This is a genomic window from Cryptosporangium sp. NPDC051539 (assembly GCF_044454545.1).
Lineage (GTDB): Bacteria > Actinomycetota > Actinomycetes > Mycobacteriales > Cryptosporangiaceae > Cryptosporangium.
Genome location: NZ_JBITDV010000002.1, coordinates 382,857 through 404,571, shown reverse-complemented (window position 1 = coordinate 404,571; position 21,715 = coordinate 382,857). Strand labels below are relative to the sequence as shown.

The following is a 21,715-nucleotide window of genomic DNA, read 5'->3' as shown; positions in this document are numbered from 1 at the left end:
TCAGCATGCACGCTCACCGGGGATCCACTCGGGGCGGCCAGGGTTGTTCGTCACACGGTCAAACCGCGTCGTCGAACTCGCCTTTCCGTACGCCATCCACAAAACACTCCCACTCGAAAGTGTCGTAGACGAGTACGCGGCTGGAAGGATCCCCGGAAACCCTCATCAGCACCCACTTCTCGTCCAATGCGTCGACAAAAGCCACCTCGATCGAGCCGTGCCCGGACCCGGACCGCTGCCAGCTCTGCCCATCAACGTCGATGCGCAGGTCGTGGACGGTCGGCTTCCGCGGCAGGGGCACGTCTCCCAGATTAGCGCTCTCTGTCCGGCTTGCGTGCGACGGCCGCATAGAACCAGCGCGAGCCCGCGTCGTCCGCGAGGACGGGGTCTTCGGCACCCCACTGACCGACGTGAACCACCACGGGATCGGCACCGGCGTAGGGCGGCATGATCTCCAGGCCGTCGAAGAACCGGGTGAACTCGGCCCGAGAGCGGGAGACCGCTCCGTTCGTCGTCCGGCCGATCGACGACCTCACCCGCTCGACGAGCTCTTCGGACTGCTTGTCGCCGGTCGGTGCGGAGATCGCCACGCAGGATCCGGCCGGTACGGCCGCCAGGTATTGGCGCACCAGCCCCCACGGATCGTCCTCGTCGAGGAGGAACTGGGTCACCGCGACCAGGAGAACCCCGACCGGCTGGTCGAAATCGATCAGCTCCCGGGTCTGCGGGGCGGCCAGCACCGCGTCGGGCTCCCGGATGTCGGCCTGCAGCACGGTCGCTCCCGGGACGCCACGGAGCAGACCGCGGGCCCGCTCGACCGTGGCCGGGTCGCGATCGACGTAGACCACGCGGGCGTCCGGGGCCAGTTCGGCGACGACCTCGTGGGTGCAGCGCTGCGTCGGCAGCCCGGACCCGAGGTCGAGAAATTGCCGGATACCCCACTTGTGGGCCATATGGGCGACCGCGCGCTGCAGGAACCCCCGGTTGGCCCAGGCCGATTCCGCCAACTCGGGCAGCAGAGCGACCGTCCGGTCGGCGGCGGCCCGGTCGACCGCGGAATTGACGGTCCCACCGAGAAGGTAATCGTATATTCCGGCCGCATTTGGACGATCGTTCGCCGGAATGCCACTCATCGGCGTCTCCACTGGACAGAGGGGATGTGCCGTAAGCCAGCAGTGTGTCACTCCGGGGTACCCGGTGACACCGGGGCAGGCCCCCATCCGGTCAATGCCGAAAGGGGGCGCTGGGATCATTTCTGGGTGTTTTGTACGTTATGTTCCGTCCATCAATTGTCGATGCCAGGGATTACGGGACATGACACCTCGTCCGATTTTGATCGCGTTGGCCGCGGCGACCGCCATGTCCGGTGCGGTACTCGGCGGGCCGGCCGCTCCGGCGGCGCCCAGGGCCGCGACCCACACGTCGGCGGAGCCGACCACCAACCCGTACGTGGGAATGGTCAGCGATCCGAAGAAGGTCGACTGGCTGTACTGGCGGCAGAAGCTCGCCGCCCGAGGCCAGGGCCGCGAGGTCGCGCGGGCCGCCGGACGCAAGGACGCCGCGATCCGCGATCCGAGGGCGCTCGCGGTGCGCCGGGCCGACCCGATCCTGGTCGAGGAGAATGAGCCCGAGCGGACCCTCGGCGGCAACGACCGGACCGCCAGCGCCGAGGCCGTCCCCCGGTTCGGGACGTCCGGCGGCCGGGTGCCGTCCGCACACGTCGTCGGGAACCTCGCCGCCGGACCCACGGCGATCAAGGTCCCGAAAGGCGACGAGGACAACGGGTCGATCCCGAAGGCGAACGACATCATCTTGCCGAGCGCGCAGACCCGGCGCGTCACGACCGGCCGGATCGGCGACGGCCCGCACGGCAACGCCGGTGACAAGAAGGGCGACTACGACTTCTACCGGATCCGGCACGTCAAGGCCGGGCAGCGGCTGCTCATCGACGTCGACACGCCAGACAGCGACGACGCGGCCCAGTCGAAGCTCGACTCGGTCCTCACGCTCTGGGACGCGAAGGGCAAGCAGATCGCGGTCAACGACGACGACGGCGAGACGCTGGACAGCCGGATCGCGCTGAACGTGCCCGCCGACGGCGACTACTACGCTTCGGTCGGCGCGTACGACTCCCCCGCGCCCCGCGATCCGTTCGACGCGGCCAGTGGACGCGGCGCCGGCTCCGAGGGCGACTACTCGCTGACGTTCGGCCTGGACGCCGACGACGTCGACAACTACAGCATCGACCTGCGGCCCGGTGACGTACTCGGGGCGTCGGTGACCGGCGCGGCGCACGAGTTGTCGGTCCACGACCCCGGCGGGCACCTGCGGGTCCAGTCCCGGGTGGACCAGTCCGGCGTCTATCCGCCGACGTCACCGCTGCCCGGCGGCGGCAACGCGGTGCTGGCGCACGTCGCCGACCAGGGCGGCAAGCACACGATCGCGGTCAGCGCCGGATCCGGCCACTACGACCTCACGCTGCAGGTCTACCGCCCGGCCGCGGAGGCCCGCGGCGGCAGCACGGTGCAGACGATCTTCCTCGACTTCGACGGCGCCCAGGTCAACACGAAGATCTGGGGCGGCGCGGGCGTCCGGAACCTCTCCCCGTTCCGGTCGTTCCTCGGACGCTGGGGGCTGCGCGCCGACCAGGAGAGCGCCGCGATCGACGCGGTCGTCGCCACCGTGCGCGAGAACCTGACCGGCGACTACGGGCGCAGGGCCGAGGTCCGGATCCTGAACAGCCGCGACAACGCCGACCCGTGGGGGCAGCCGAACGTCAGCCGGGCGATCATCGGCGGCACCCAGGACGAGTCCGGCCTGGCCACGGTCGGCATCTCGCAGTCGGTCGACCCGGGCAACTTCGACACCCAGGAGTCGGCGCTGATCATGATGGACGACATGTCGGCGCCCGGCGGCGTGCGGAACACGACGAACCCGTCGCTGATCGCGTACTTCGGCCCGAAGAGCGACAAGGTCCGGTTCGTCGGCACCGCGGTCGGCAACGCGGTGTCCCACGAGATCGGCCACTACCTGGGTAGCTGGCACACGTCCGCGCTCGACGCCACCGCCGACCTGATGGACCAGGGAGGCAACTTCGCCCAGCTGTGGGGCGTCGGGAAGGACGGTCTGGGCGGCACGGCCGACGACGTGAACGTGCACTACGGACGGGACGTTTTCGACCCGGTGGAAGGTTTCGGCGGGACGCAGAACTCGGGCGCGAACACCCAGTGGGGGTTGACGACCACCCGACAGTAGGGAGATGAACTGGTCCTCGGGCGGCACGTCGTGGCTGGAAGGCCTCTCGGCCTTCCTGGTACTGGCGTTCTTCGCCGCCGGCCGGATCCGGTCCCGCCGGCGGCAGCGCGACCGGGACGCGGACGACCGTTAGTTCGGGGCCGGGCGCGTGTCGAGATCCCAGAGGCGGACGACCTTCTCGTCGCCGCCGTCGGCGAGCGTCCGGCCGTCGGGGGCGAACGCGACCGCGTCGACGTCGCCGGTCGCCTTCAGCGGCTGCCCGATCTGCTTTCCGGTGGCGACGTCCCAGAGCCGGGTCGTGTCGTCGATGCTGGCGGTGGCCAGCGTCCGGCCGTCCGGGGAGAACGCCAGGTTGTAGATGTTGTCGGTGTGGCCGCGGAGGGCCTTCGTCGTGGTCCGCGCCTTCACGTCCCAGAGGCGGACGACCTTGTCCGAGCCGCCACCGGCGACGGTGGTGCCGTCGGGCGAGAACGCGACCGAGTCGATGTCTCCCGGTGTCGACTTCAGCGGGGCGCCGAGCTGTTTGCGGGTCGCGACGTCCCAGAGCCGGATCGTGTCGTCGGCGCTGCCGCTGACCAGCGTCTTGCCGTCCGGGGAGAACGCGACGCTGTAGACCTCGTCGGTGTGGCCGGACAGGACGGCGAGCTGCTTCTGGCTCGAGACGTCCCACAGGCGGATCGTGCGGTCGCCGCCGGAGCTCGCCAGCAGCCGGCCGTCCGGCGAGAACGCGACGCCGTAGGCGTCACCGGCGTGGCCGGTGAGGACGCCGACCTTGGTACCGGTGTCGCCGTTCCAGAGACGGACGGCGCCGTCGCCGCCGACCGAGGCGATCAGGTTGCCGTTGGGGCTGAAGCAGACGCGGTACACCGTGCCGGTATGGCCCTTGAGCGGCTCGCCGATCTGGCTGCGGAACTCGACGTCCCAGAGGCGGATCGTGCTGTCGCCGCTGCCCGAGGCGATCTTCTTGCCGTCCGGGGAGAACGCGACCGCGTTGATCCACTCGGTGTGGCCGGCGAACTTGTTCTGGATGGCCGCGGAGGGGCCGATCGCCAGCGGGGTCGCGGACGGCGACGGGGGCGGGGCGATCGTGTCGGTGTCGGTGCCGTTGTCGGCTCTCAGCCAGACCAGGGCGATGCCGGCGATGATGCCGACGACCACGAGGACGGCGAGCCCGGCGAGCATCGGGACCCGGCTCTTCGGCTTGCGCGGCGGGGCCGGATTCGGCGGAGCGCTGATCGGCGGGTACGGCGCGCCGTAGGCGACGACCGCCCCGCCGTGCCAGCCCCCGCCCGAAGGCCCGGAGACCGGATATCCCGACACCGGCGCCGCTCCGGAAACCGGGTATCCCGACACCGGGTAGGGGTGGCCCGAGGCGGGGTGACCCGAGACGGGCGCCGCTCCGGAGACCGGATACCCCGACACCGGACGGTCGGGGACGGGATAGCCCGAGACCGGCTGGGCCGAGACCGGCGCCGACGCGGCCCACGCCGAGCCGGAGACCGGCGCCGCCCCCGACACGGGTGCCGCTCCGGAGACGGGTGCCGCTCCGGAGACCGGGGCCGAGCCGGAGACCGGCGCGGCCGAGACCGGCGCTGCGGAGACCGGGTACGGGGACGGATCGACCCGGGTACGGGTCCAGTGGCGGGTCGGGGCGCCGGTCGACGGCTCCACCGGCGCCGGCCCACCCTCGGCGAGCGCCGCCTGGATCCGCCTGGCCCGCTCGAGGTAGTCACGGGCCACGCCCGGCTGCCCCTCCTCCATCAGCCCCGCCGCCGACGCGACCAGCGTCGCCGCCAGCCGCTCGGCCGCCGACCGCGTCGCCGGATGCTGATCGCCGTACACCCCGAGCGACGCGACCGCGATCACGTCCAGCGCCGCCACGGTGTCGAACCCGACGAGCTCGTGCACCCGGAGCTGCTCCTCCGGGATCAGCAGCGGCAGCAACGTGTCGCGCGCCTCGACCGCCGTCGGCCGCCCGTACGGATCCGGGTCGGTGCACCGCCGGACCATCTCGGCCACGACCCGGCCGCGCTCCGGCCCGACCTCGGCCGCGAGCAGCTCGTCCAGGTCGGGCCGCAGGTGGTGACGCAGGTGGGCCTGCAGGTACGCCAGCGGCGTCTTCTCGGCCACGTCGTGCGGCCGCCGCGCGGTCAGCAGCTCCGCGAGTACGACCCCGAAACTGAACATGTCCCAGGCCGGGGTCGGGCTCGTCCCCTCGTCCGGGGGCATGTACGGAATCGTTCCGACCCCACCGGTGGGGTTGCCGGTCTGCGGGTCGCGGAGGGTGCCCAGGTCGCCGAGGACGCTCCGCCGGTCCCACCGCAGGATGTTCGCCGGTTTGACGTCCCGGTGCACGAGCACGCCGCGCTGACCGGTCGGCGTGTGCAGGTGGTGCAGCGCGTCCGCGATGCCGACCAGGTCGAACAGGATCTGATCGGCGGTCAGCCGGGGCGGGTTGGACTTGACGACCGCGTCCTCGAGATCCTCGCCGCAGAGCGGCATGACCTGCACCAGCGCGAGACACGGCCCGTCGAACTCGCGGCGGAACTCCGGCATCGCCGCCTGGGTGAAGACCGGCAGCAGGAACGGGTGCCGCAGCGCGGTCGCGTACCGCTGCTCGCGGCGGATCCGCTGCAGCACGTCGGGCCGACCGCGGCGCTCCAGCACCACCCGGACCGCCACCGGGTCGCCCGGCTCACCGGCCTCGGGTAACGCGTCGAGCAACTCGGCGATGAAGACCGTCGCCTGGCCGGTGTTCTTCGAGATCCGTTCGCGCAGCAGGATGCGGGCGTCCGGCCCGGCGCCCGCCGGTAAGCGGATCGAGCGGCCGACGACCAGCTGGGGCTCGGTGAGCGTCGGCCCGTCGTCGCCGGGCAGCGCGCCGGACGGATCCCAGCCCGAGTCGCTCGACCAGCCGCTCATGGTCGCCTGCGCTCCTCACGCCGATGTCACCCGTCCGACGCTGGAGTGTATAGCTGCGCCACTCGTCCGGTTCAGGCGCAGACGGGTACCCGACACCGGCCCCGGGCCAGGCTCTAGGGTCCTGGCGTGCGCAAAGAACGAGGGCTCGAGCGTTTTCTGACCTTCCTCGACGCGATCGTCGCGATCGCGGTGACGTTGCTGATCCTGCCGCTCGTCGAGTTGCTCGACGAGGTCGACCAGAACGCGTCCCTGCGCGACCTGCTGGACGAGAACCGGAACAAGATCTGGGCGTTCCTGCTGAGCTTCGTGGTGATCGTCGCGTTCTGGCGGGCGCACCACTCGATCTTCACGCACGTGGCCCGGTACGACTCCTGGCTCGGCCTCTTCTCGCTCGCCTGGGCGCTGACGATCGTCGCGTTGCCGTTCCCGACCCAGATCATCGCGGTGCTCGACACGTCCCGGGCGACGTTCGGGCTCTACGTCGGGGTGATGGTGGCCAACGCGCTGCTCCTCGCCGCGATGTCCCTGCGCATCAGCCGCACACCCGGCCTGCGCGTGCCCGCCCGGGACGGCGACGTGCCGTACTCGGCGGTGCCGGCCCTGGTGCACGCCTCGCTGATGGTGGCGGCGCTGGTGATCGGGCTGGCCGTCCCGAGCGTCGGTTTCTTCGCGCTGCTGCTCCTGCTCTTCGCCGGGCCGGTCCTGCGGATCCGGCGTCGCCGGTCCCGCCCGGCGGACACGCACTGAGTTTCCGGCTCCCGGGGCCGCTGTTGCTTAGGGTTCGGTGGTGACCAACGGTAGGCGTTGGCTCACGGCCGGTGCCGCGGTCGTGCTGCTCGGCGGCGTCGGATTCCTCGCCTCCGGGGCCGGTGGCCGCGGCGACCGGTCGTTCCTCGACCTCGGCGGGCCGGCCGCGTCGGCGGCCGCGCCGCAGCGACCCGCTCCGACGGTCCGGGTGACGGCGGTCGGCGACGTCCTCCTGGGCTCGACCCCGAAACTGCCACCGCGGAACGGGCGGACGTTCTTCGACGCCGTGCGTCCGCGGCTGACCGGCGACGTCGTGATGGGGAACCTGGAGTCGCCGCTCACCGACCGGACGCGTTCGACGAAGTGCCCGGCGAAGCCGGACGACCGCTGTTTCGCGTTCCGGGTGCCGCCCGGCTACGCCCGCTGGATCGCCGGAGCGGGGTTCACGGTGATGAACGTGGCCAACAACCACGCCCGCGACTACGGCACCGGCGGCCTGGACGACACCACGCAGGCACTGCGCCGGTTCGGGGTCGGCCATACCGGGTTCGCCGGGCAGGTCACCCGGGTGTCGGTGAACGGGATCCGCGTCGCGGTGCTGGGCTTCTCGCCCTACGGCTGGACCAACAGCGTCCTCGACGTCCCGCGCGCAGCCGCGCTCGTGCGGACCGCCGCCGCCCGCGCCGACCTGGTCGTCGTCACGATGCACGCCGGAGCGGAAGGGGCCGACCGGGCGCACGTCCGGCGTGGACCGGAGCGGTTCCTCGGCGAGGACCGAGGCGATCCGATCCGGTTCGCCCACGCGGTGGTGGACGCGGGGGCGGACCTGGTGGTGGGGCACGGTCCGCACGTCCTGCGCGGGATGGAGTTCTACCGGGGCCGGCTGATCGCCTACAGCCTGGGAAACTTCGCCGGCTACCGGACGCTGTCGACGGCCGGGCCGCTCGGGGTCGGCGGCATCCTCCGGGCGGAACTGGGCGCCGACGGGAGCTGGGCCGGCGGAAACCTGATCGGGACCCGCCTGGTCGACGGCGGTCTCCCGGCGCTCGACCCGCGACGCACCGGGGTGCAGCTGGTGCGCACGCTGTCGGCGTCCGACTTCCCCCGCTCCGCGGCCCGGACGGCCGCCGACGGAGCCATCGGCCGAGCGGCCGGATAGCTGCGACGATGGACCGGTGCACGTAGGAAAGCTCCTCCGACGCCTGCAGCCGGTCCGGCGCCCGCTCGCCGGGCCGGCCACGATGCCGGCCGACGACTCCTACCTGGGGAAGGCCCGCGCCGCCGGGTACGGAGAGGCGGCGGTGGCCGCGTTCGAGGAACGGATCCGGGGCAAGTCGCCGGAGTGGCTGCGCGAACACCTCACGATCCTCGATCGGCCCGGCCCGGTCACGTTCAAGGGACGGCCGCTCGCGCAGTTCGACGGCACGACCTGCGGCACCACCTCGGTACTGGTGGCCCGGCTGCTCGCCGATCCGATCTACGCGCTGAGCCTCACCACGGACGACGACCCCGAGGCGTTCGGCCGGCGGCTCGAGGCCGAGCAGCGCCGCATCCACCGGACGACGAACCCGGCCTGGCCGCAACGGCTCGGCACCAGCCCGTGGGGTGCCCGCCGCGGCCTCGCCAGGGAGGTCGGCCGGCGCTACCGGCTCCGCTGGGTCGACGACACCGACGAGAACGACCTGGCCGACACCGCCCGTGCGGTGTCGGCCGCGACCGGACCGGTCCCGCTGCTGGTCGGCGATCTCTACCCGGCCCACTACCTGCTCGTGGTCGGCCGCACCGGCACCGGACTCTGCGTCTACGACCCGGCCGGCGGCCGCCTGGCCGAGATCCCCGCCGACCCGCTCGCGCTCGGAGACGTCACGAAGTTCCGGCACCTGCACGGCGTCCTGCTGCCGATCAGCCGGTGAGCGGCCCGACGTCGGTGATCGTCAGCACCGCGACCCCGGCCTCGTCGGAGGCCTGCAGGTCGACCGCGGCCGAGATCCCCCAGTCGCGATCGCCGTTCGGGTCCTCGAACGTCTGTCGCACCAGCCACTGCTCGGGCTCGATCTCGATCCGCAGCAACGCCGGCCCGCGGGCGTCCGGCCCGGTGCCCAGAGACGCGTACTCCTCGAAGTAGGGCGTCATCGCCGCTTCCCAGGCCTCCGCGTCCCAGCCCATCGAGCCGTCGAGGTCCCCGAGCTCCCACCAATGACGGATCGCCGCCAGCTCGACCCGCCGGAACATCGCGTTGCGCACCAGCACCCGGAACGCCCGGGTGTTGCGGGTGACCGCGGCCGGACGCTCGTCGAGCGGCGAGACCTCGGCGTCGTCCTCCAGCGGATTCGTCAGCCGCTCCCACTCGTCGATCAGGCTGGAGTCGACCTGCCGGACCAGCTCCCCCAGCCACTCGATCTGATCGGTGAGCTCCTCGGTCCGCGCGTCCTCCGGCACGGTCTGCCGCATCGCCCGGTAGGCGTCGGCGAGGTAGCGCAGCACCAGTCCTTCCGACCGCGCCAGCGAGTAGAACGACACGTACTCGGTGAACGTCATCGCCCGCTCGAACATGTCGCGCACGACCGACTTCGGCGACAACTCGAAGTCCGCCACCCACGGGTGCCCGCGCCGGTACGTCTCGTAGGCCGCCGCGAGCAGCTCGGAGAGCGGCTTCGGATAGGTGACCTCCTCCAGCGCCTCCATCCGGTCGTCATACTCGAGCCCGTCCGCCTTCATCTGCGCGACCGCCTCGCCGCGCGCCTTGAACTGCTGCGCGGAGAGCACCTGACGTGGATCGTCCAGTGTCGACTCGATCACCGACAGCACGTCCAGCGCGTACGTGGGTGACTCGCGATCCAGCAACGAGATCGCGGCCAGCGCGAGCGGCGACAGCGGCTGGTTCAGCGCGAAGTCCTGCTGCAGATCGATCGTCAGCCGGACCGAACGGCCCTCGGCGTCCGGCGTGGCGAGCTTCTCGACGACACCACCCGCCAGCAGGGCCCGGTAGATCGCGATCGCCCGCCGGATGTGCCTGCGCTGCGCGGCCGCGTCCTCGTGGTTGTCGGTGAGGAGGTGACGCATCGCCGCGAACGCGTCGCCCGGCCGGCCGATGACGTTGAGCAGCATCGCGTGCGACACCTGGAACGACGACGTCAGCGGCTCCGGCTCGGCCTCGACCAGCCGCTCGAACGTCGGCTTGCCCCAGCCGATCGACCCCTCCGGCGGCTTCTTCTTGACGACCTTCCGCCGCTTCTTCGGGTCGTCACCGGCCTTGGCCAGCGCCTTCTCGTTCTCGACGACGTGATCCGGGGCCTGCACGATCACCGTGCCGACCGTGTCGTACCCGGCGCGCCCGGCCCGACCGGCGATCTGATGGAACTCGCGGGCCTTGAGCAGGCGGACCTTAACTCCGTCGTATTTCGACAACCCGGTGAACAGAACTGTGCGGATCGGCACGTTGATGCCGACGCCCAACGTGTCGGTCCCGCAGATCACCTTGAGCAGTCCGGCCTGCGCCAGCGTCTCCACCAGGCGGCGGTACTTCGGCAGCATGCCGGCGTGGTGGACGCCGATCCCGTGCCTGACCAGTCGGGAGAGAGTCTTTCCGAAACCGGTGCTGAACCGGAAGTTGCCGATCGCGGACGCGATCGCGTCCTTCTCCGCCCGCGTGCTCACGTTGATGCTCATCAACGCCTGGGCCCGTTCCAGCGCCGCGGCTTGGGTGAAGTGCACGACGTAGATCGGTGCCTGGCGGGTCTCCAAGAGCTCTGTCAGGGTCTCGTGCAGCGGTGTGCTGACGTACTCGTAGAACAACGGCACCGGACGCTCGACCGAGGCGACCACCGCGGTCGGCCGCCCGGTGCGCCGGCTCAGGTCGTCCACGAACCGCGTGACGTCGCCGAGCGTCGCCGACATCAGCACGAACTGCGCCTGCGGCAGCTCGATCAGCGGCACCTGCCAGGCCCACCCGCGGTCGGGCTCGGCGTAGAAGTGGAACTCGTCCATCACGACCTGGCCGACGTCGGCCGCCGCGCCGTCGCGCAGCGCGATGTTCGCCAGGATCTCGGCCGTGCAGCAGATGATAGGCGCGTCCGAGTTCACCGCGGCGTCGCCGGTCATCATCCCGACCTGCGTCGGGCCGAACATGTCGATGAGCGCGAAGAACTTCTCCGACACCAGCGCCTTGATCGGCGCGGTGTAGTACGTCCGCTTTCCCGCGGCCAGGGCGGCGAAGTGCGCGCCCGCCGCGACCAGGCTCTTCCCGGAGCCGGTCGGAGTACTCAGGATGACGTTCGCGCCGGAGACGATCTCGATCAGCGCCTCCTCCTGGTGCGGGTACAGGGTGAGCCCCTGTTTTCCCGCCCACTGGGCGAAAGCGTCGAATACGGCGTCGGGTTCGGCCTCGGCGGGCACCAGGTCTGTGAGCGTCATCGCACCCCTATCGTGCCCGGTCACCGTGTTGACGGCCAGCTCGGGGTAGGCCTGGCACAGCGGTCACACGAGCCCCTCCGGCACCGCTGCTCAATCCCTTCCCACAGCGGCGTCAACCTCGTCGAGACAGCGTTGAACCAACCCTCGCAGTGAGCCGTCTTCGCAAACAGGAACACACAAGCCGAACTTAAGGTCACTCGCCGCGAGTTCGATGAGGTGCCCAACCGACAGGAGACGGCCATGCGTCCGACAATGAGCCCGGCCCCCGCCGAGACCCGCGGACCGGTGTCGGTCCACCCGTGGGCCTATTCGCACGAGGATGTCCTCCGCCGCTTCGACGTCAACCCGCTGACCGGGCTGACCACGGACGAGGCCGCCCGCCGTCGCGGTGCTCTCGGCCCGAACCTGGTCGAACCGGGTTCGGACGACACGCACGCGGCCGAGACCGTGCAGCCCTGGTGGGCCGTGCTCGGTTCCGCCGCGGCTCGCTGGAGCGGCGTCCGGGCCGTGGTCGAGGCGATCCGGGGCCGCCGGGCCGAGGTCTCGCTGACCGACATCGAGGCCGGCCGCCAGCAGTTCGTGGCGCGCGTGCTCCGCTCCGACCGGGTGCTCTCGGTTCCCGCCGTCGACCTCGTCCCCGGCGACATCGTCCTGCTCGCCCAGGGCGACCTGATCCCCGCCGACGCCCGCCTGCTCGACGTCGTCGAACTCCGGGTCGACGAGGAGCCGCTCACCGGCGGCGAGCTCGCCTCCTCGCGGTGCGTCGCTCCGGTCGGCAACGGATGGACCCCGGTCGCCGACCGTCGCTCGATGGTGCACGCCGGCAGCCGGATCGTCCACGGCGCCGGTACCGCGGTCGTGGTGGCCACCGGCCCGCTGACCGTGCTGGGCCGGGCCGCGCTGCACCGGGCGACGCCGATCCGCAGCCTCGGCCGCGGCAGCCTCAGCCGGGCGACCCTGCGTCCGGGCGGCCTCGGACGGCGTGGCGGTCTCGGTGCGGGCGCGACCCGCCGGGTGGCCCGGGCGGCCGAGTCGGCCGCCCCGGCCGGCCTACCCTGGCTCGCGTCCGCCGCTCCCCCGTCCGTGATCGTGCCGTCCGTGATCGTGCCGTCTCCGGTGCGGGTGGCGGCCGCGGCCGCAGTCGTCGAGCCGGTGGCGACGCCGGCGCCGGTCCGGCGGACCCGTCCGTCGCGGGTCGGCCGTCACTACCACCGCTGGACCCGTAGCTGCGGGATCTGACCCGCAGCTACGGGGCTCTGCCCCTCGACGACTGATGCGGACGCTCCGCGGGCCACGACCGCCCGTAGGCCGGCGTCCGCTTTCTTTTTGTGCTCGTCCCGGGGCAGTGAAAACCCGCGCCGCCGGTAGGCGACGCGGGTAAGTCCGACCGGGTGCGACTATTTGACGTAGTGGTTGTCCAGCATGATCTGGCCGCCCAGGTCGTCGACGTAACGGTCGAGCGTGTCGGCCTTCTGCGAGGTCACCAGCCACTGCGTGCCGACCAGGTAGGCGCCGCCGTAGCCCTCGGCCTCCTTGATCCATTCGAACATCTTCTGGTTGCTCTCGAACGTCAGGATCGTCATCCGGTCCTTGCCGACCAGGCAGGCGCCCTGCTCGAAGTCCGAGCCCTTGTGGACGTCGGTGGCCTTGCAGCCGATCTTGCCCGCGATCTCGGTCATCGACCGGACGGGTGCCGTCTGGGGCTTGTCGTCGCGGCTGCTCCACCACTGGGCGCCGCCCAGACCGATCGCCGAACCGGCCACCACGGCCGCGGCGACGGTGGCCACGATGAGCCCCTTGCGGGACTTGCGCGGGCCGCCGGAGGGGCTCTCCGGGCGGTTCGGGCCCCGCCCGGGGTAGCGACGGCCGGTGCCGTACTGATCGGACGGATAGGGTTCGGCCGGACGCCCGGCCTGCTGGGGGTATGTCGACTGGGGTCGGCTCATACTTCCCATACGGCCCCGGCGGCCCGGAGGTTCAACGAAGAAAGCCAGTCCCGGCGAAGGCCGGGACTGGCTTTCTCTCTGGAAACACATCGATGGAGCCACGTGCCGGGTGCCCGTCGGAACGGACCCCACCGATGCGATCTCCGCCGGGCGCGCCGGCCGGTGCTCCCTACCGGCCGGCGCGTCCAGCAGCTCCTAGCCGGTCGCGGCGAGGCGGCGGCCGTCGCTCGAGAGGATCGACGTCGGCACCTGCACCGGCATCCGCGGCGCCGACAGGTCGAAACGCGGCTTCGCGTAGAGCATCTCGCGGGCGACCGTGACGAACTCCGACGGCGCGTTGATCGCCACGACGCCGACCAGGTCGCGACCCCGGTAGTGACAGGTCAGCACGCCCATCCGGGCCATCTTCTTGTGCCCCGGACGACGCTCGAGCCGGCGGACGTCGGTCTCGTCGGAGATGTCACCGCAGACCTGGAGCCGGAGCCCCACCTGCTGCGACCAGTACCGCGGCAGCAGGATCGCCGGGTGGCTGGCGGCGTCGCCGGCGAGCAGCGACCGCGCGGCCTGCTGGCCCTGCTCGAGCGCGGCGATCCACTGCCCGACGCGTCCGTCCTTGCCGTTCATCCAGTAGTTCGGCCACTTCGCCAGCGCACCGGCGGCGACCACGCCCGGCACGACGTAGCCCTCCTCGTCCAGGACGCGCAGCGAGTCGTCGCACCGGACGCCGTCGGACGTGTCGATGCCGGTACCGGCCAGCCAGGTGATGTCGGGCTTCTCGCCGGCGGTCATCACGACCATGTCGGCGTTCACCTGGCTGCCGTCGTCCAGGGTCAGCGTCCACTTCTCGCCGTACCGGTCGGCCGCCTTGACCCGGCGGCCGAGCCGCAGGTCGATGCCGTCCTCCTGGTGCTCCTCAGTCATCAACTGCGCCGCGGTGGCGTCCAGGACGCCGTTCAGCACGACGTTCCGCGGGTGGATCAGCGTGACGTTCTTGCCCATCCCGCGGATGCTGCAGGCGAGCTCGGTGCCGGTGAAGCCGCCGCCGACGATCGCGACGTGCTCGGCGGTGCGCAGCCCGAGCCGGATGTTCCAGGCGTCGTTGATGTCGTGGACGATGTGCGGCGTCGCGGCACCCGACCACATGCTGTTGAGCATCGGGCGGGCGCCGTTGGCGATCACCAGGCCGTCGAACCGGAAGCCCTCACCGGTGTTGGCCCAGACGACCCGCTCCTTCATGTCACAGGCGACCGCGGTACGCCCGAGGCTCCAGTTGATCTCCCACCGCTTGTCGGTGGTGCCGATGTACGCGTCCTTGGGACGCTGCGTACCGGTGATCAGGCCCTTGGAGCAGGCCGGGCGGTCGTACGACCCGCCGGGGTCGGCGCAGAGCAGCTGGATCTGTCCGCGGAAGCCCAGGCGCCGCAGCTCTTCCCCGGCTGCGGTGCCCGCGGGTCCGCCGCCGACGATCAGAATGCGGTCAGCCGGTCCCAGATTCGCGAGCGACCTCTGGGGCGCGAGGCGGGAAACGTTCGCCGCTCGCCTCTGCATCACTTACCTCCTCGTCGGGGGCGGAGCCCTGTGACATTGCTGAACTGGCCGGTGTTGTCCTGACGCTCCGGACGGTTGGGTACCGACCGCAGCGGCGGGGGCGGCGGGGGCGCGACGGGCTGGCCGTGCCGCCGTCCGGGGCCACCGGGAGGGAACGGTCCGAGGCGGCCGGTGGGCCGCGGTGCACCCGGTCCGGCACCGGCGCCCGCCGGTACCGGCGCCGGGCCCACGGCCGGGCTGACCGGAGCCGGCGGCGGGGGCGGAGGTGCGGACACCGGCACCGGGGAGACCGGCGCGAGGTGCGGCACCACGGTGGTCTCCCGGGTGTCGGCGACCGGCACGCTCTCTCCGAAGGCCTGTCCGGGACCGGCCGTCGGGCCGACGTTGACCGGCTTGCCGGTGCTCTCGGCGCCGGGCGGGACCGTGAGGTCGAACGGAACACCGGGCCCGCTCATCGTGATCGCGCGGGCCGGGCAGATCTTGATCGCCGAGTAGACCTTGTCGACCTCGTGCGGCTCCACCGTCGTGCGGTAGGCCAGCCGGCCGGTGCTCTGCAGCTTGAAGACGTCCGGCGCCTCGTGCTCGCAGAAGCCGAACCGCGCACAGACGTGCGGGTTGACGTTGACCGTCGTGGTGGTGGCCCGCTTGGCGGCCATCCCGACCGCGACGTCCTCGAGGCGCTTGCCGTACTTGTTCGGGCCGACCAGCAGCCAGAAGCCGGTGGCGATCGCCCAGCTGGCGATCGTCGCCCAGGTGACCCAGCCCTTGACCTCGGAGCCGGTGAACACGAGGTGCGCCGCGGTGACCGTGTAGGCCGCGTAGGCGGTGGAGTGGAGCATCCGCCAGCGGGCGTGGCCGAGCTTGCGCTGGACCGGAACCGAGAGCGCGATCGCGATGAACATCTCCAGGCACAGCGTGCCCAGGCCGACGCCGATCGGCTTCGTCGGGTTGAGGAACGGAATGACCTCGTCGATCACCCGGACGTAGGTGCCGGGCGCGGCCAGCTGGGCCAGACCGTGCACGATGCCGAGCGCCAGACCGCCGATCGCCAGCGACATGTGGAGGTTCTTCAGCGCCGTGTGCTTGATCCACGGCAGCGACCAGGAGCGGCCGAGCGCCGTGCCGAGCAGGATGCTGATCCACAACGCGATCGTCGAGGCGAATCCCACCGTGGCCGCCACGACGTGCACTGCGGCAGCGGCTGCGGCGTCTTCCGCGGATGCCGCCAGCAGAGCGGGTTCCATTCACGTCCTCCTCGTTGGTACCGAGTCCGGGCCTCTAACCAGTGCGGCCGACCGGAGTGGATCTCCGGTCGGCCGGTGGCTGGCTGCGCACCGTCCTATCCGTGTGACGGGTCTGGCGGCGCGCCGGTTCAGAGGTTTTTTTCTAGCAACGGCGACCCGAGTTGATGCACTGGACGATCTGGTTCATCACGTTGTTCGGCACCAGGTTGAACCAGTCGTTGTGCAGGGAGATCGGTTCATGGGTGGACTCGGGGAAGCTGTCGAGGCGGAACGTCGCACCGGGCTTCACGTTGTAGGTCACCGTGATCACGAGCTTCGGAACCACGACCGGGTTGGCGGCCGGGCAGTTGCCCTGAGCGTCCGGGTAGACGATGTGGGTCCGGTGGTTGGCGCTGTCCGTGTTCTGGCCGTCCCAGCAGCTCGGGAACTCCGAGATGGCGGTCATGCCCCGGCCGTTCGGGCAGAGCGTGTACTTGTCGGTCGAGATCCGGTTGGTGAAGCCGCTGCAGGTGAACTTCGCCTTCTGGTTCGCACCACCGTTGACCGGGGCCTTCGCGTCACCGGCGAGAACGCGGACGTTCTGCTTCAGCGCCTTGACCTTGCTCTTCGGGTTGCCCTGGAACTGGATCGTGAAGCGCGGCTTCAGGATCGCACCGGTGTTCAGGTCGGCCTTGACCTCGCCCGGGAGGCCCTGCGTGTCGCCCTGGGTGATGTCGCGGATGACCGGCCAGAAGTACGCCGATTTGTCGTTCAGGTTGCAGGTGGTGCCACCGGCGGCCAGGCTCTGGTCGGTCGAGTTGGCGTCGGTCGTCGTGTTGCCGGTGTAGTCGTGGAAGTGGTGCGCACCGTTACCGACGCCCGGAGCAGCGATGAAGTTGTCGCTGTTGTGCCGGCCCTGGAGCCCGCAGCGGATCTTGCTGAACGAACCGGAGGAGCCGCCGCGACCGGCGCGGACGGCCTGGGACGGCTGGACCTTGCGGATGTCGATGTAGTCGTTGACGTCGACGCCGTTCGCCGGAGCCTGGGTCTCCTCGCCACCGTCGGCCGGTTCGGTCGCGGACGCCGACGGGTCGGCACCGTTTCCGTTGTTGCCGTTCCCGTTGTTGCCGTTGCCGTTGTTGCCGTTGCCGTTGTCGCTCGGGGTGGCGTTCGGGTCGGTGGACTCGCTCGAGCTCGCCGAGGGATCCGCGCTCTGGCTGCCGTGGTTGTGGTTCTGACCCTGGCCCCAGTTCTGCCAGCCGCGGTGACGGTCGCCGCGCATGCCGGCGGACGCCGTCCCCACTCCGAGGGCCACCACCATCGTCGTGACGACCGCGGTGATGATCAGTCCTCGACGACGAAACTGGTTGGGGGGCCGCTTGTGCCTCATCGGTCCAGTCATGCGGGTGTTGTCTCCTCGGTTGGGGTGGGCACGTGACCTGCGGTGCGCCCACCTGATCGGTTCACAGGCCCCTCATACGTCTCGCCCTCACTACGCTGCGCGGGCGCGTCCGGTTCAGCGCGATCTGCGCTGTAAACCAGCCGGAGCGCCCGAGTGGCGCGGTGCCGACCGGCGTCACCGCTGCTCAGCGGCGTACGGCGGGCCGAATATTCGCGTCCGGCCACGGCCGGAGATTCGAGGTATTCGACGTCCGGGGCGTCCACTTCGAGCTCGTCCGACCACGGAGCGTGATTGGCACGGTGCCGGAGGTGTTCGCCGTGCTTGCCTCGGGGCTCGTCCAGGCGCCGGGCTTCGGCGGCCAGCATGCTGGCCGCCCACGCCTTCGCGCTGACGTGGTCGGGCACCGGGAAGTCTTCGATGCACATGCCGTCGACCGACTCGGCCTCGAAATCGTCAGCCCAGGAATCGTCGACCGGCGGAGCGGTCCGTACCCGGGCGACGCCGATCCAGGCGCCGGACGCGCGCGGTATACGCGACCGTGCTCGCCACGCCTCGGGTTCTCTCTGCTCGTTCAACGGGTTACTCACCTCGCCGCACTCGGCGGATGCTGACCATGCCGATGAGCGCGGCGGCGGCCAACATCGCAACAATCAGGACTGTCCGCATACCGGGCGTGTCGGCGCCGCCGCCACCGCCCGATCCACTGGTGGACGTGTTCGCCGCCGCCTGCGAGAGGACCGGCGCCGGCAAGTCGGAGTAATTGACGTAGCCGGTGCTCTCCAGCAGCGTCATGTGCCGCATCACGACGAGGTTCGCGGTCTGCGCGAACTGCCGGATGATCGGGTTGCGGGTACCGGTCCGGACCTGGGCGATGATGTTGAAGACCGTGCCGTGAGCGGCCCGCAGACGATCGGCGAACAGCTTGTCGTAACCGGTACCGGACGGCTGCTTCAGCAGCTCGGCCATCCAGCCCTGCTGGAGCTTCGACGGCGTGGTCGGCAGGGGCACGCCGAGCTCGCCGGCCAGCTTGTTCACCGCGACGTCGAGCTTGCGGTGGTCGGCGGCCAGCTGGCGCCCGACCTCCTTGACCCGGGGGCTGGACGCCTTCTCCTGGGCCTGCTCGCCGGTCGGGATCTCCCAGAGACCGGCCTGCTTCACCTTGACCAGGAATTCCTTGTCGGCATCGGTCAGCGGGACCGACTTGCCGGTGCTCTCGTCGACCGCGGGCGGCGACGGCTCCGGGCTGGCGCTGGTGACCACCGGGTCGGTGGCGGCGTCCTTCGAGGTGTCACGGACGGTGCCGTCCGTGCCGTCACCGGTCTCGGCCACGACGCGCAATGCGGGGCTGCTCCCGGCAGCGGCCGGCGGTGTGTTTCCCGGCCACGCGCCGAACGCGGTGGCCCCGATCGCGATCGCACCAGCGGCGATCAACGCGAGGAACACGGTGAGTGTCTGCCCGGGCAATGCGTCGGCGACGGTGCTCAGCACCCGCCGGTCACCCCGGATCTTGTTCTGCCGACCGGTCATCGACCGCTCCCGAAACGTCGCGAATGAATGGGTCCCGTTGACTCCCCAGAGCTCCCGGACCGCTGCTTTCTGAGGTGGGCGGGCCGGAGGGCTCGACGAGGGACTCGATCTGCGCGACGGCGCTCGCGGACGGCCAGTTCAACCCCCCGGCGATCGTTAACCCGGAGATAAAGTTCGGCTGACCCGTGGTTAAAGCAGACGCTGACTCGACACATTTCTGGGACTTCTCTGAACCGGCCCCACGTCGGGTCCGTGTTTCCCCTCGCGCGGCACATCAGTCGCCGCACACGCCCCCCGAAGCCACGGGAGACCCAGACGATGAACGCGAGCATCCGCTCCGTCACGACCCGCTCAGCCTTTGCGGCCGCCGCGCTGCTCACGGCGTGCGCGTTGACGGCCTGCGGCTCGACGTACTCGGCCGCCCCGAAAAACGCTGCCGCTACCGGGGCACCTGCGACCGAATCCGCCGCGCCACCGGCGGCGGGGGACGCAGACCCGGCCGAGTCACCGAAGGCCACCGACTCCGCGGCACCCGGCGACGCCGGCGCCGCCAAGGACGTCGGGAAGAAGCCGACGACCCTGAAGAAATTCAAGACGAAGAAGATGGGTGACGTCGTCACCGACGAGAAGGGGTGGATCCTCTACCGCTTCGACAAGGACTCGCCGAAGCCGTCGAAGTCCGCCTGCAACGGTGACTGCGCCAAGGTGTGGCCGCCGGTCGTCTCCGGTGATCAGGAGATCGAAGGCCTGGACGCCGCGAAGATCGGCGAGGTCGTCCGCGCCGACGGCACGAAGCAGGTGACGCTCGGCGGCTGGCCGCTCTACTACTACCTGGGCGACACGAAGCCCGGTGATTGGACCGGCCAGAACGTGGGCAAGACGTGGTTCGCCGTCGCCCCCGACGGCAAGAGGAACCTGACCTGCCTTCCGAAGAACCCGCCCAAGCCGCCGAAGCCACCGGCCGACGACGCGAGCACCGACAGCACCGGCGCCGACGCGGGCGACGGCGGCTACACGTACTAGCCGTCTGCATCTGTCGGAGTCCGCTCAGCGGCTCGCACCCGGTGTTGGTGCGGACTCCGGCCCAGCCCACCCGATCGCCGACACGGCTCGCGGTCGGGTGGGTCATTGGCCCGGTGCCGCCACCGCCGGGTCAGCGGTCACAGAGGGGCAGTGCTCCTTGAGGGGAAGAGTAAATGGCGCGGAAGAACATGTGGTCGGCCTCCGCTGCGGTGGGCGACGCCGAACTCCGGGGTGTCCCGGAGGGGTACGCGCCAGAGATGGACGGCACCATCGAGTTCCCCCGGGCGATGCCCGGGCCGTCGTCGAACGTCTACTCGGTGGGCCGCCTCGGCGGCGCGCACCGGCGCAGCGACCGCAAGCCCAGCGAACGACCCACCGGGCGGGCATCGGTCCGGCCGAGCCCGAACGCGAACGCCGGCCGCGGAGACGAGTGGACGAGCATCTGGCCGGACGAGACTCCGACCGTCCAGCGGCCTTCCCCGGTGCACCAGCACCCGCCGAACGACCCGCGGGCGTATGAGCAGCAGGGTTACGAACAGGGCTACGAGCAGGGGTACGACCCCGGTTACGACCAGCGCGGGCCGTCCGGCTACGACCAGCGGGGGCCGTCGGGCTACGACCGGGGACCGAGCGGCTACGACAACGGTCCCCCCGGCTACGACCGCGGGCCGTCCGGTTACGACCGGGACCCCAGCGGCTACGACCGTGGGCTCTCCAGCCACGACACCGGCACCTGGGACACGATCACCCGGCCGGACGGCTTCCAGACGTCCGGCGCCCGCCCGGTTCCGGTTGCCCGACCGACGTCGGCACCGCGGCCCACGTCGGCGCCCCGGTCCACGTCGGCGCCTCGGACGAGACCGACCTCCGGTTCGCACGTCGCCGGTGCGGGGACGGCCGACCAGGAACGTCGCGGTCGCGGCGGTTCGCGGCGCCGCCCGTCCCGCCCGATGCGCTACACCGGAGCACGGCGCAAGTTCTCCAGCTGGGCCCCGCTCGGCGGTGGTGTCCTGATGCTCGCGCTGGTGCTCGGCGCCACGATGCTCGCCGAGTCCGACCGGTACACCGGCACGTCGAGTTCACCAACGGGGAGTGCTCCCGCCGCCGCGGCGAAGGAGCCTCCGTCCGAGAACGCCGACGTGGCCGCCGCCAACTCGGTGGCCGCCGCGATCAACAAGCAGCTCGACATCCTCGGCTGCGGCCGCGTCAAGGTCGACCAGACGCTGGTCACCGCAGCCGGCACCCAGGTCGAGGACATGCTCGACCGCGGCTACTTCAGCACCACCGGGCCGGACGGCGGCACCTCGCTCGACCGGGCCCAGAAAGCCGGTTACCAGGGCACCAAGGTCGTCGAGTCGGTCGTGTCCGGCGCCGGCAACCCGTCCGAGGCCGCGCAGGCCGCGTTCCCGGTGGACACGGCGACCCAGTCGCCCGCGTCCGTGAAGGTCGTCTCCGGCGGGCAGCTGACCTGCGGCTGGACCGCGGTCGGCGCGGAGGCCCGGATGAACGACAAGAGCGTCGCCTACTGGTCGATCGTGCTGGGCCAGTGACCGACCCCGAAGCGGACCTTAAATGATCTTCACCGTTGTCGGTGTTGGACGGCGGCGGGCTCCGGACCGCACTAACTTGTGCGTCCGGTTGATGGTTTCGTGCCGTTGACCGAAAGCGCTACGAGGACAGGCTGAACCGGCCTTCCCAGGCGCACGTGT

The 21,715-nt window shown here is 71.0% G+C and carries 18 protein-coding genes; 8 read left to right on the top strand and 10 right to left on the bottom strand.

Annotated features, from left to right (window positions below):
* Positions 1–58: 58 nt before the first annotated feature.
* Positions 59–301, bottom strand: coding sequence for a DUF397 domain-containing protein (locus ACIBZJ_RS07835; RefSeq protein WP_395926772.1), 243 nt, complete (start codon positions 299–301; stop codon positions 59–61).
* Positions 302–311: 10 nt separating this feature from the next.
* Positions 312–1,133, bottom strand: a complete 822-nt coding sequence (locus ACIBZJ_RS07830; RefSeq protein ID WP_395926770.1) for an SAM-dependent methyltransferase — start codon at positions 1,131–1,133, stop codon at positions 312–314.
* Between the two features lie 181 nt (positions 1,134–1,314).
* On the opposite strand from ACIBZJ_RS07830, the gene ACIBZJ_RS07825 reads away from it, so the two are divergent.
* Entirely contained in the window at positions 1,315–3,255 is a 1,941-nt protein-coding gene (locus ACIBZJ_RS07825) for a PPC domain-containing protein (protein WP_395926768.1), read from the top strand.
* Between the two features lie 4 nt (positions 3,256–3,259).
* Positions 3,260–3,388, top strand: coding sequence for a hypothetical protein (locus ACIBZJ_RS07820; RefSeq protein ID WP_395926766.1), 129 nt, complete (start codon positions 3,260–3,262; stop codon positions 3,386–3,388).
* Here ACIBZJ_RS07820 and ACIBZJ_RS07815 read toward each other — a convergent pair.
* On the bottom strand, positions 3,385–6,177 hold the full coding sequence (locus tag ACIBZJ_RS07815; protein ID WP_395926764.1) for a protein kinase: 2,793 nt from the start codon (positions 6,175–6,177) through the stop codon (positions 3,385–3,387). The genes ACIBZJ_RS07820 and ACIBZJ_RS07815 overlap by 4 nt on opposite strands.
* A gap of 126 nt (positions 6,178–6,303) precedes the next feature.
* On the opposite strand from ACIBZJ_RS07815, the gene ACIBZJ_RS07810 reads away from it, so the two are divergent.
* Genes ACIBZJ_RS07810 through ACIBZJ_RS07800 form a run of 3 tightly spaced genes read left to right on the top strand, consistent with a single transcriptional unit; the run spans position 6,304 to position 8,837 of the window.
* Entirely contained in the window at positions 6,304–6,924 is a 621-nt protein-coding gene (locus ACIBZJ_RS07810) for a TMEM175 family protein (RefSeq protein WP_395926762.1), read from the top strand.
* A gap of 40 nt (positions 6,925–6,964) precedes the next feature.
* Positions 6,965–8,083, top strand: a complete 1,119-nt coding sequence (locus tag ACIBZJ_RS07805; RefSeq protein WP_395926760.1) for a CapA family protein — start codon at positions 6,965–6,967, stop codon at positions 8,081–8,083.
* Between the two features lie 16 nt (positions 8,084–8,099).
* Entirely contained in the window at positions 8,100–8,837 is a 738-nt protein-coding gene (locus ACIBZJ_RS07800; RefSeq protein ID WP_395926758.1) for a hypothetical protein, read from the top strand.
* On the opposite strand, the gene ACIBZJ_RS07795 is transcribed toward ACIBZJ_RS07800, so the two are convergent.
* Complete coding sequence (locus tag ACIBZJ_RS07795) at positions 8,827–11,337, bottom strand: DEAD/DEAH box helicase (RefSeq protein WP_395926756.1); 2,511 nt, start codon at positions 11,335–11,337, stop codon at positions 8,827–8,829. The genes ACIBZJ_RS07800 and ACIBZJ_RS07795 overlap by 11 nt on opposite strands.
* A gap of 240 nt (positions 11,338–11,577) precedes the next feature.
* Between ACIBZJ_RS07795 and ACIBZJ_RS07790 the strand changes: the two genes are divergently transcribed.
* Positions 11,578–12,576 carry a cation-transporting P-type ATPase gene (locus ACIBZJ_RS07790; RefSeq protein WP_395926754.1) on the top strand — a complete coding sequence of 333 codons (999 nt, stop codon included), beginning with the start codon at positions 11,578–11,580 and terminating at the stop codon, positions 12,574–12,576.
* 158 nt (positions 12,577–12,734) lie between these two features.
* Here ACIBZJ_RS07790 and ACIBZJ_RS07785 read toward each other — a convergent pair whose 3' ends face one another.
* The 6 genes from ACIBZJ_RS07785 to ACIBZJ_RS07760 all read right to left on the bottom strand — a co-directional run bounded on the left by ACIBZJ_RS07785 (position 12,735) and on the right by ACIBZJ_RS07760 (position 18,983).
* Positions 12,735–13,283, bottom strand: a complete 549-nt coding sequence (locus ACIBZJ_RS07785; protein WP_395926752.1) for a hypothetical protein — start codon at positions 13,281–13,283, stop codon at positions 12,735–12,737.
* 195 nt (positions 13,284–13,478) lie between these two features.
* Positions 13,479–14,831 (bottom strand): NAD(P)/FAD-dependent oxidoreductase, encoded by a 1,353-nt coding sequence (locus tag ACIBZJ_RS07780; RefSeq protein ID WP_395926750.1) that lies wholly within the window; start codon positions 14,829–14,831, stop codon positions 13,479–13,481.
* A complete protein-coding gene (locus tag ACIBZJ_RS07775; protein WP_395926748.1) occupies positions 14,831–16,075 on the bottom strand; it encodes a 4Fe-4S domain-containing protein in 1,245 nt (414 codons plus the stop codon). Before ACIBZJ_RS07775 ends, ACIBZJ_RS07780 begins: the two co-directional genes overlap by 1 nt.
* 142 nt (positions 16,076–16,217) lie before the next feature.
* A complete protein-coding gene (locus tag ACIBZJ_RS07770; RefSeq protein WP_395926746.1) occupies positions 16,218–17,456 on the bottom strand; it encodes a DUF1996 domain-containing protein in 1,239 nt (412 codons plus the stop codon).
* Complete coding sequence (locus tag ACIBZJ_RS07765) at positions 17,453–17,881, bottom strand: hypothetical protein (protein WP_395926744.1); 429 nt, start codon at positions 17,879–17,881, stop codon at positions 17,453–17,455. The genes ACIBZJ_RS07770 and ACIBZJ_RS07765 overlap by 4 nt, the downstream gene beginning before the upstream one ends.
* A gap of 154 nt (positions 17,882–18,035) precedes the next feature.
* The gene (locus ACIBZJ_RS07760; RefSeq protein WP_395926741.1) at positions 18,036–18,983 is read right to left on the bottom strand and encodes a DUF4142 domain-containing protein; all 948 of its coding nucleotides are present in this window, start codon (positions 18,981–18,983) and stop codon (positions 18,036–18,038) included.
* A gap of 318 nt (positions 18,984–19,301) precedes the next feature.
* On the opposite strand from ACIBZJ_RS07760, the gene ACIBZJ_RS07755 reads away from it, so the two are divergent.
* Complete coding sequence (locus ACIBZJ_RS07755) at positions 19,302–20,006, top strand: hypothetical protein (RefSeq protein ID WP_395926739.1); 705 nt, start codon at positions 19,302–19,304, stop codon at positions 20,004–20,006.
* A 173-nt stretch (positions 20,007–20,179) separates the two neighbouring features.
* Complete coding sequence (locus tag ACIBZJ_RS07750) at positions 20,180–21,556, top strand: hypothetical protein (RefSeq protein WP_395926737.1); 1,377 nt, start codon at positions 20,180–20,182, stop codon at positions 21,554–21,556.
* The last annotated feature ends 159 nt before the right edge of the window (positions 21,557–21,715 follow it).

Coding starts and splice junctions, on each gene's coding strand:
- ACIBZJ_RS07830 (WP_395926770.1), bottom strand. CDS start 1,133: ATGAGTGGCATTCCGGCGAACGATCGTCCAAATGCGGCCGGAATATAC.
- ACIBZJ_RS07825 (WP_395926768.1), top strand. CDS start 1,315: ATGACACCTCGTCCGATTTTGATCGCGTTGGCCGCGGCGACCGCCATG.
- ACIBZJ_RS07820 (WP_395926766.1), top strand. CDS start 3,260: ATGAACTGGTCCTCGGGCGGCACGTCGTGGCTGGAAGGCCTCTCGGCC.
- ACIBZJ_RS07815 (WP_395926764.1), bottom strand. CDS start 6,177: ATGAGCGGCTGGTCGAGCGACTCGGGCTGGGATCCGTCCGGCGCGCTG.
- ACIBZJ_RS07795 (WP_395926756.1), bottom strand. CDS start 11,337: ATGACGCTCACAGACCTGGTGCCCGCCGAGGCCGAACCCGACGCCGTA.
- ACIBZJ_RS07790 (WP_395926754.1), top strand. CDS start 11,578: ATGCGTCCGACAATGAGCCCGGCCCCCGCCGAGACCCGCGGACCGGTG.
- ACIBZJ_RS07785 (WP_395926752.1), bottom strand. CDS start 13,283: ATGAGCCGACCCCAGTCGACATACCCCCAGCAGGCCGGGCGTCCGGCC.
- ACIBZJ_RS07780 (WP_395926750.1), bottom strand. CDS start 14,831: ATGCAGAGGCGAGCGGCGAACGTTTCCCGCCTCGCGCCCCAGAGGTCG.
- ACIBZJ_RS07775 (WP_395926748.1), bottom strand. CDS start 16,075: ATGGAACCCGCTCTGCTGGCGGCATCCGCGGAAGACGCCGCAGCCGCT.
- ACIBZJ_RS07770 (WP_395926746.1), bottom strand. CDS start 17,456: ATGACTGGACCGATGAGGCACAAGCGGCCCCCCAACCAGTTTCGTCGT.
- ACIBZJ_RS07765 (WP_395926744.1), bottom strand. CDS start 17,881: ATGTGCATCGAAGACTTCCCGGTGCCCGACCACGTCAGCGCGAAGGCG.
- ACIBZJ_RS07760 (WP_395926741.1), bottom strand. CDS start 18,983: ATGACCGGTCGGCAGAACAAGATCCGGGGTGACCGGCGGGTGCTGAGC.
- ACIBZJ_RS07755 (WP_395926739.1), top strand. CDS start 19,302: ATGAACGCGAGCATCCGCTCCGTCACGACCCGCTCAGCCTTTGCGGCC.
- ACIBZJ_RS07750 (WP_395926737.1), top strand. CDS start 20,180: ATGGCGCGGAAGAACATGTGGTCGGCCTCCGCTGCGGTGGGCGACGCC.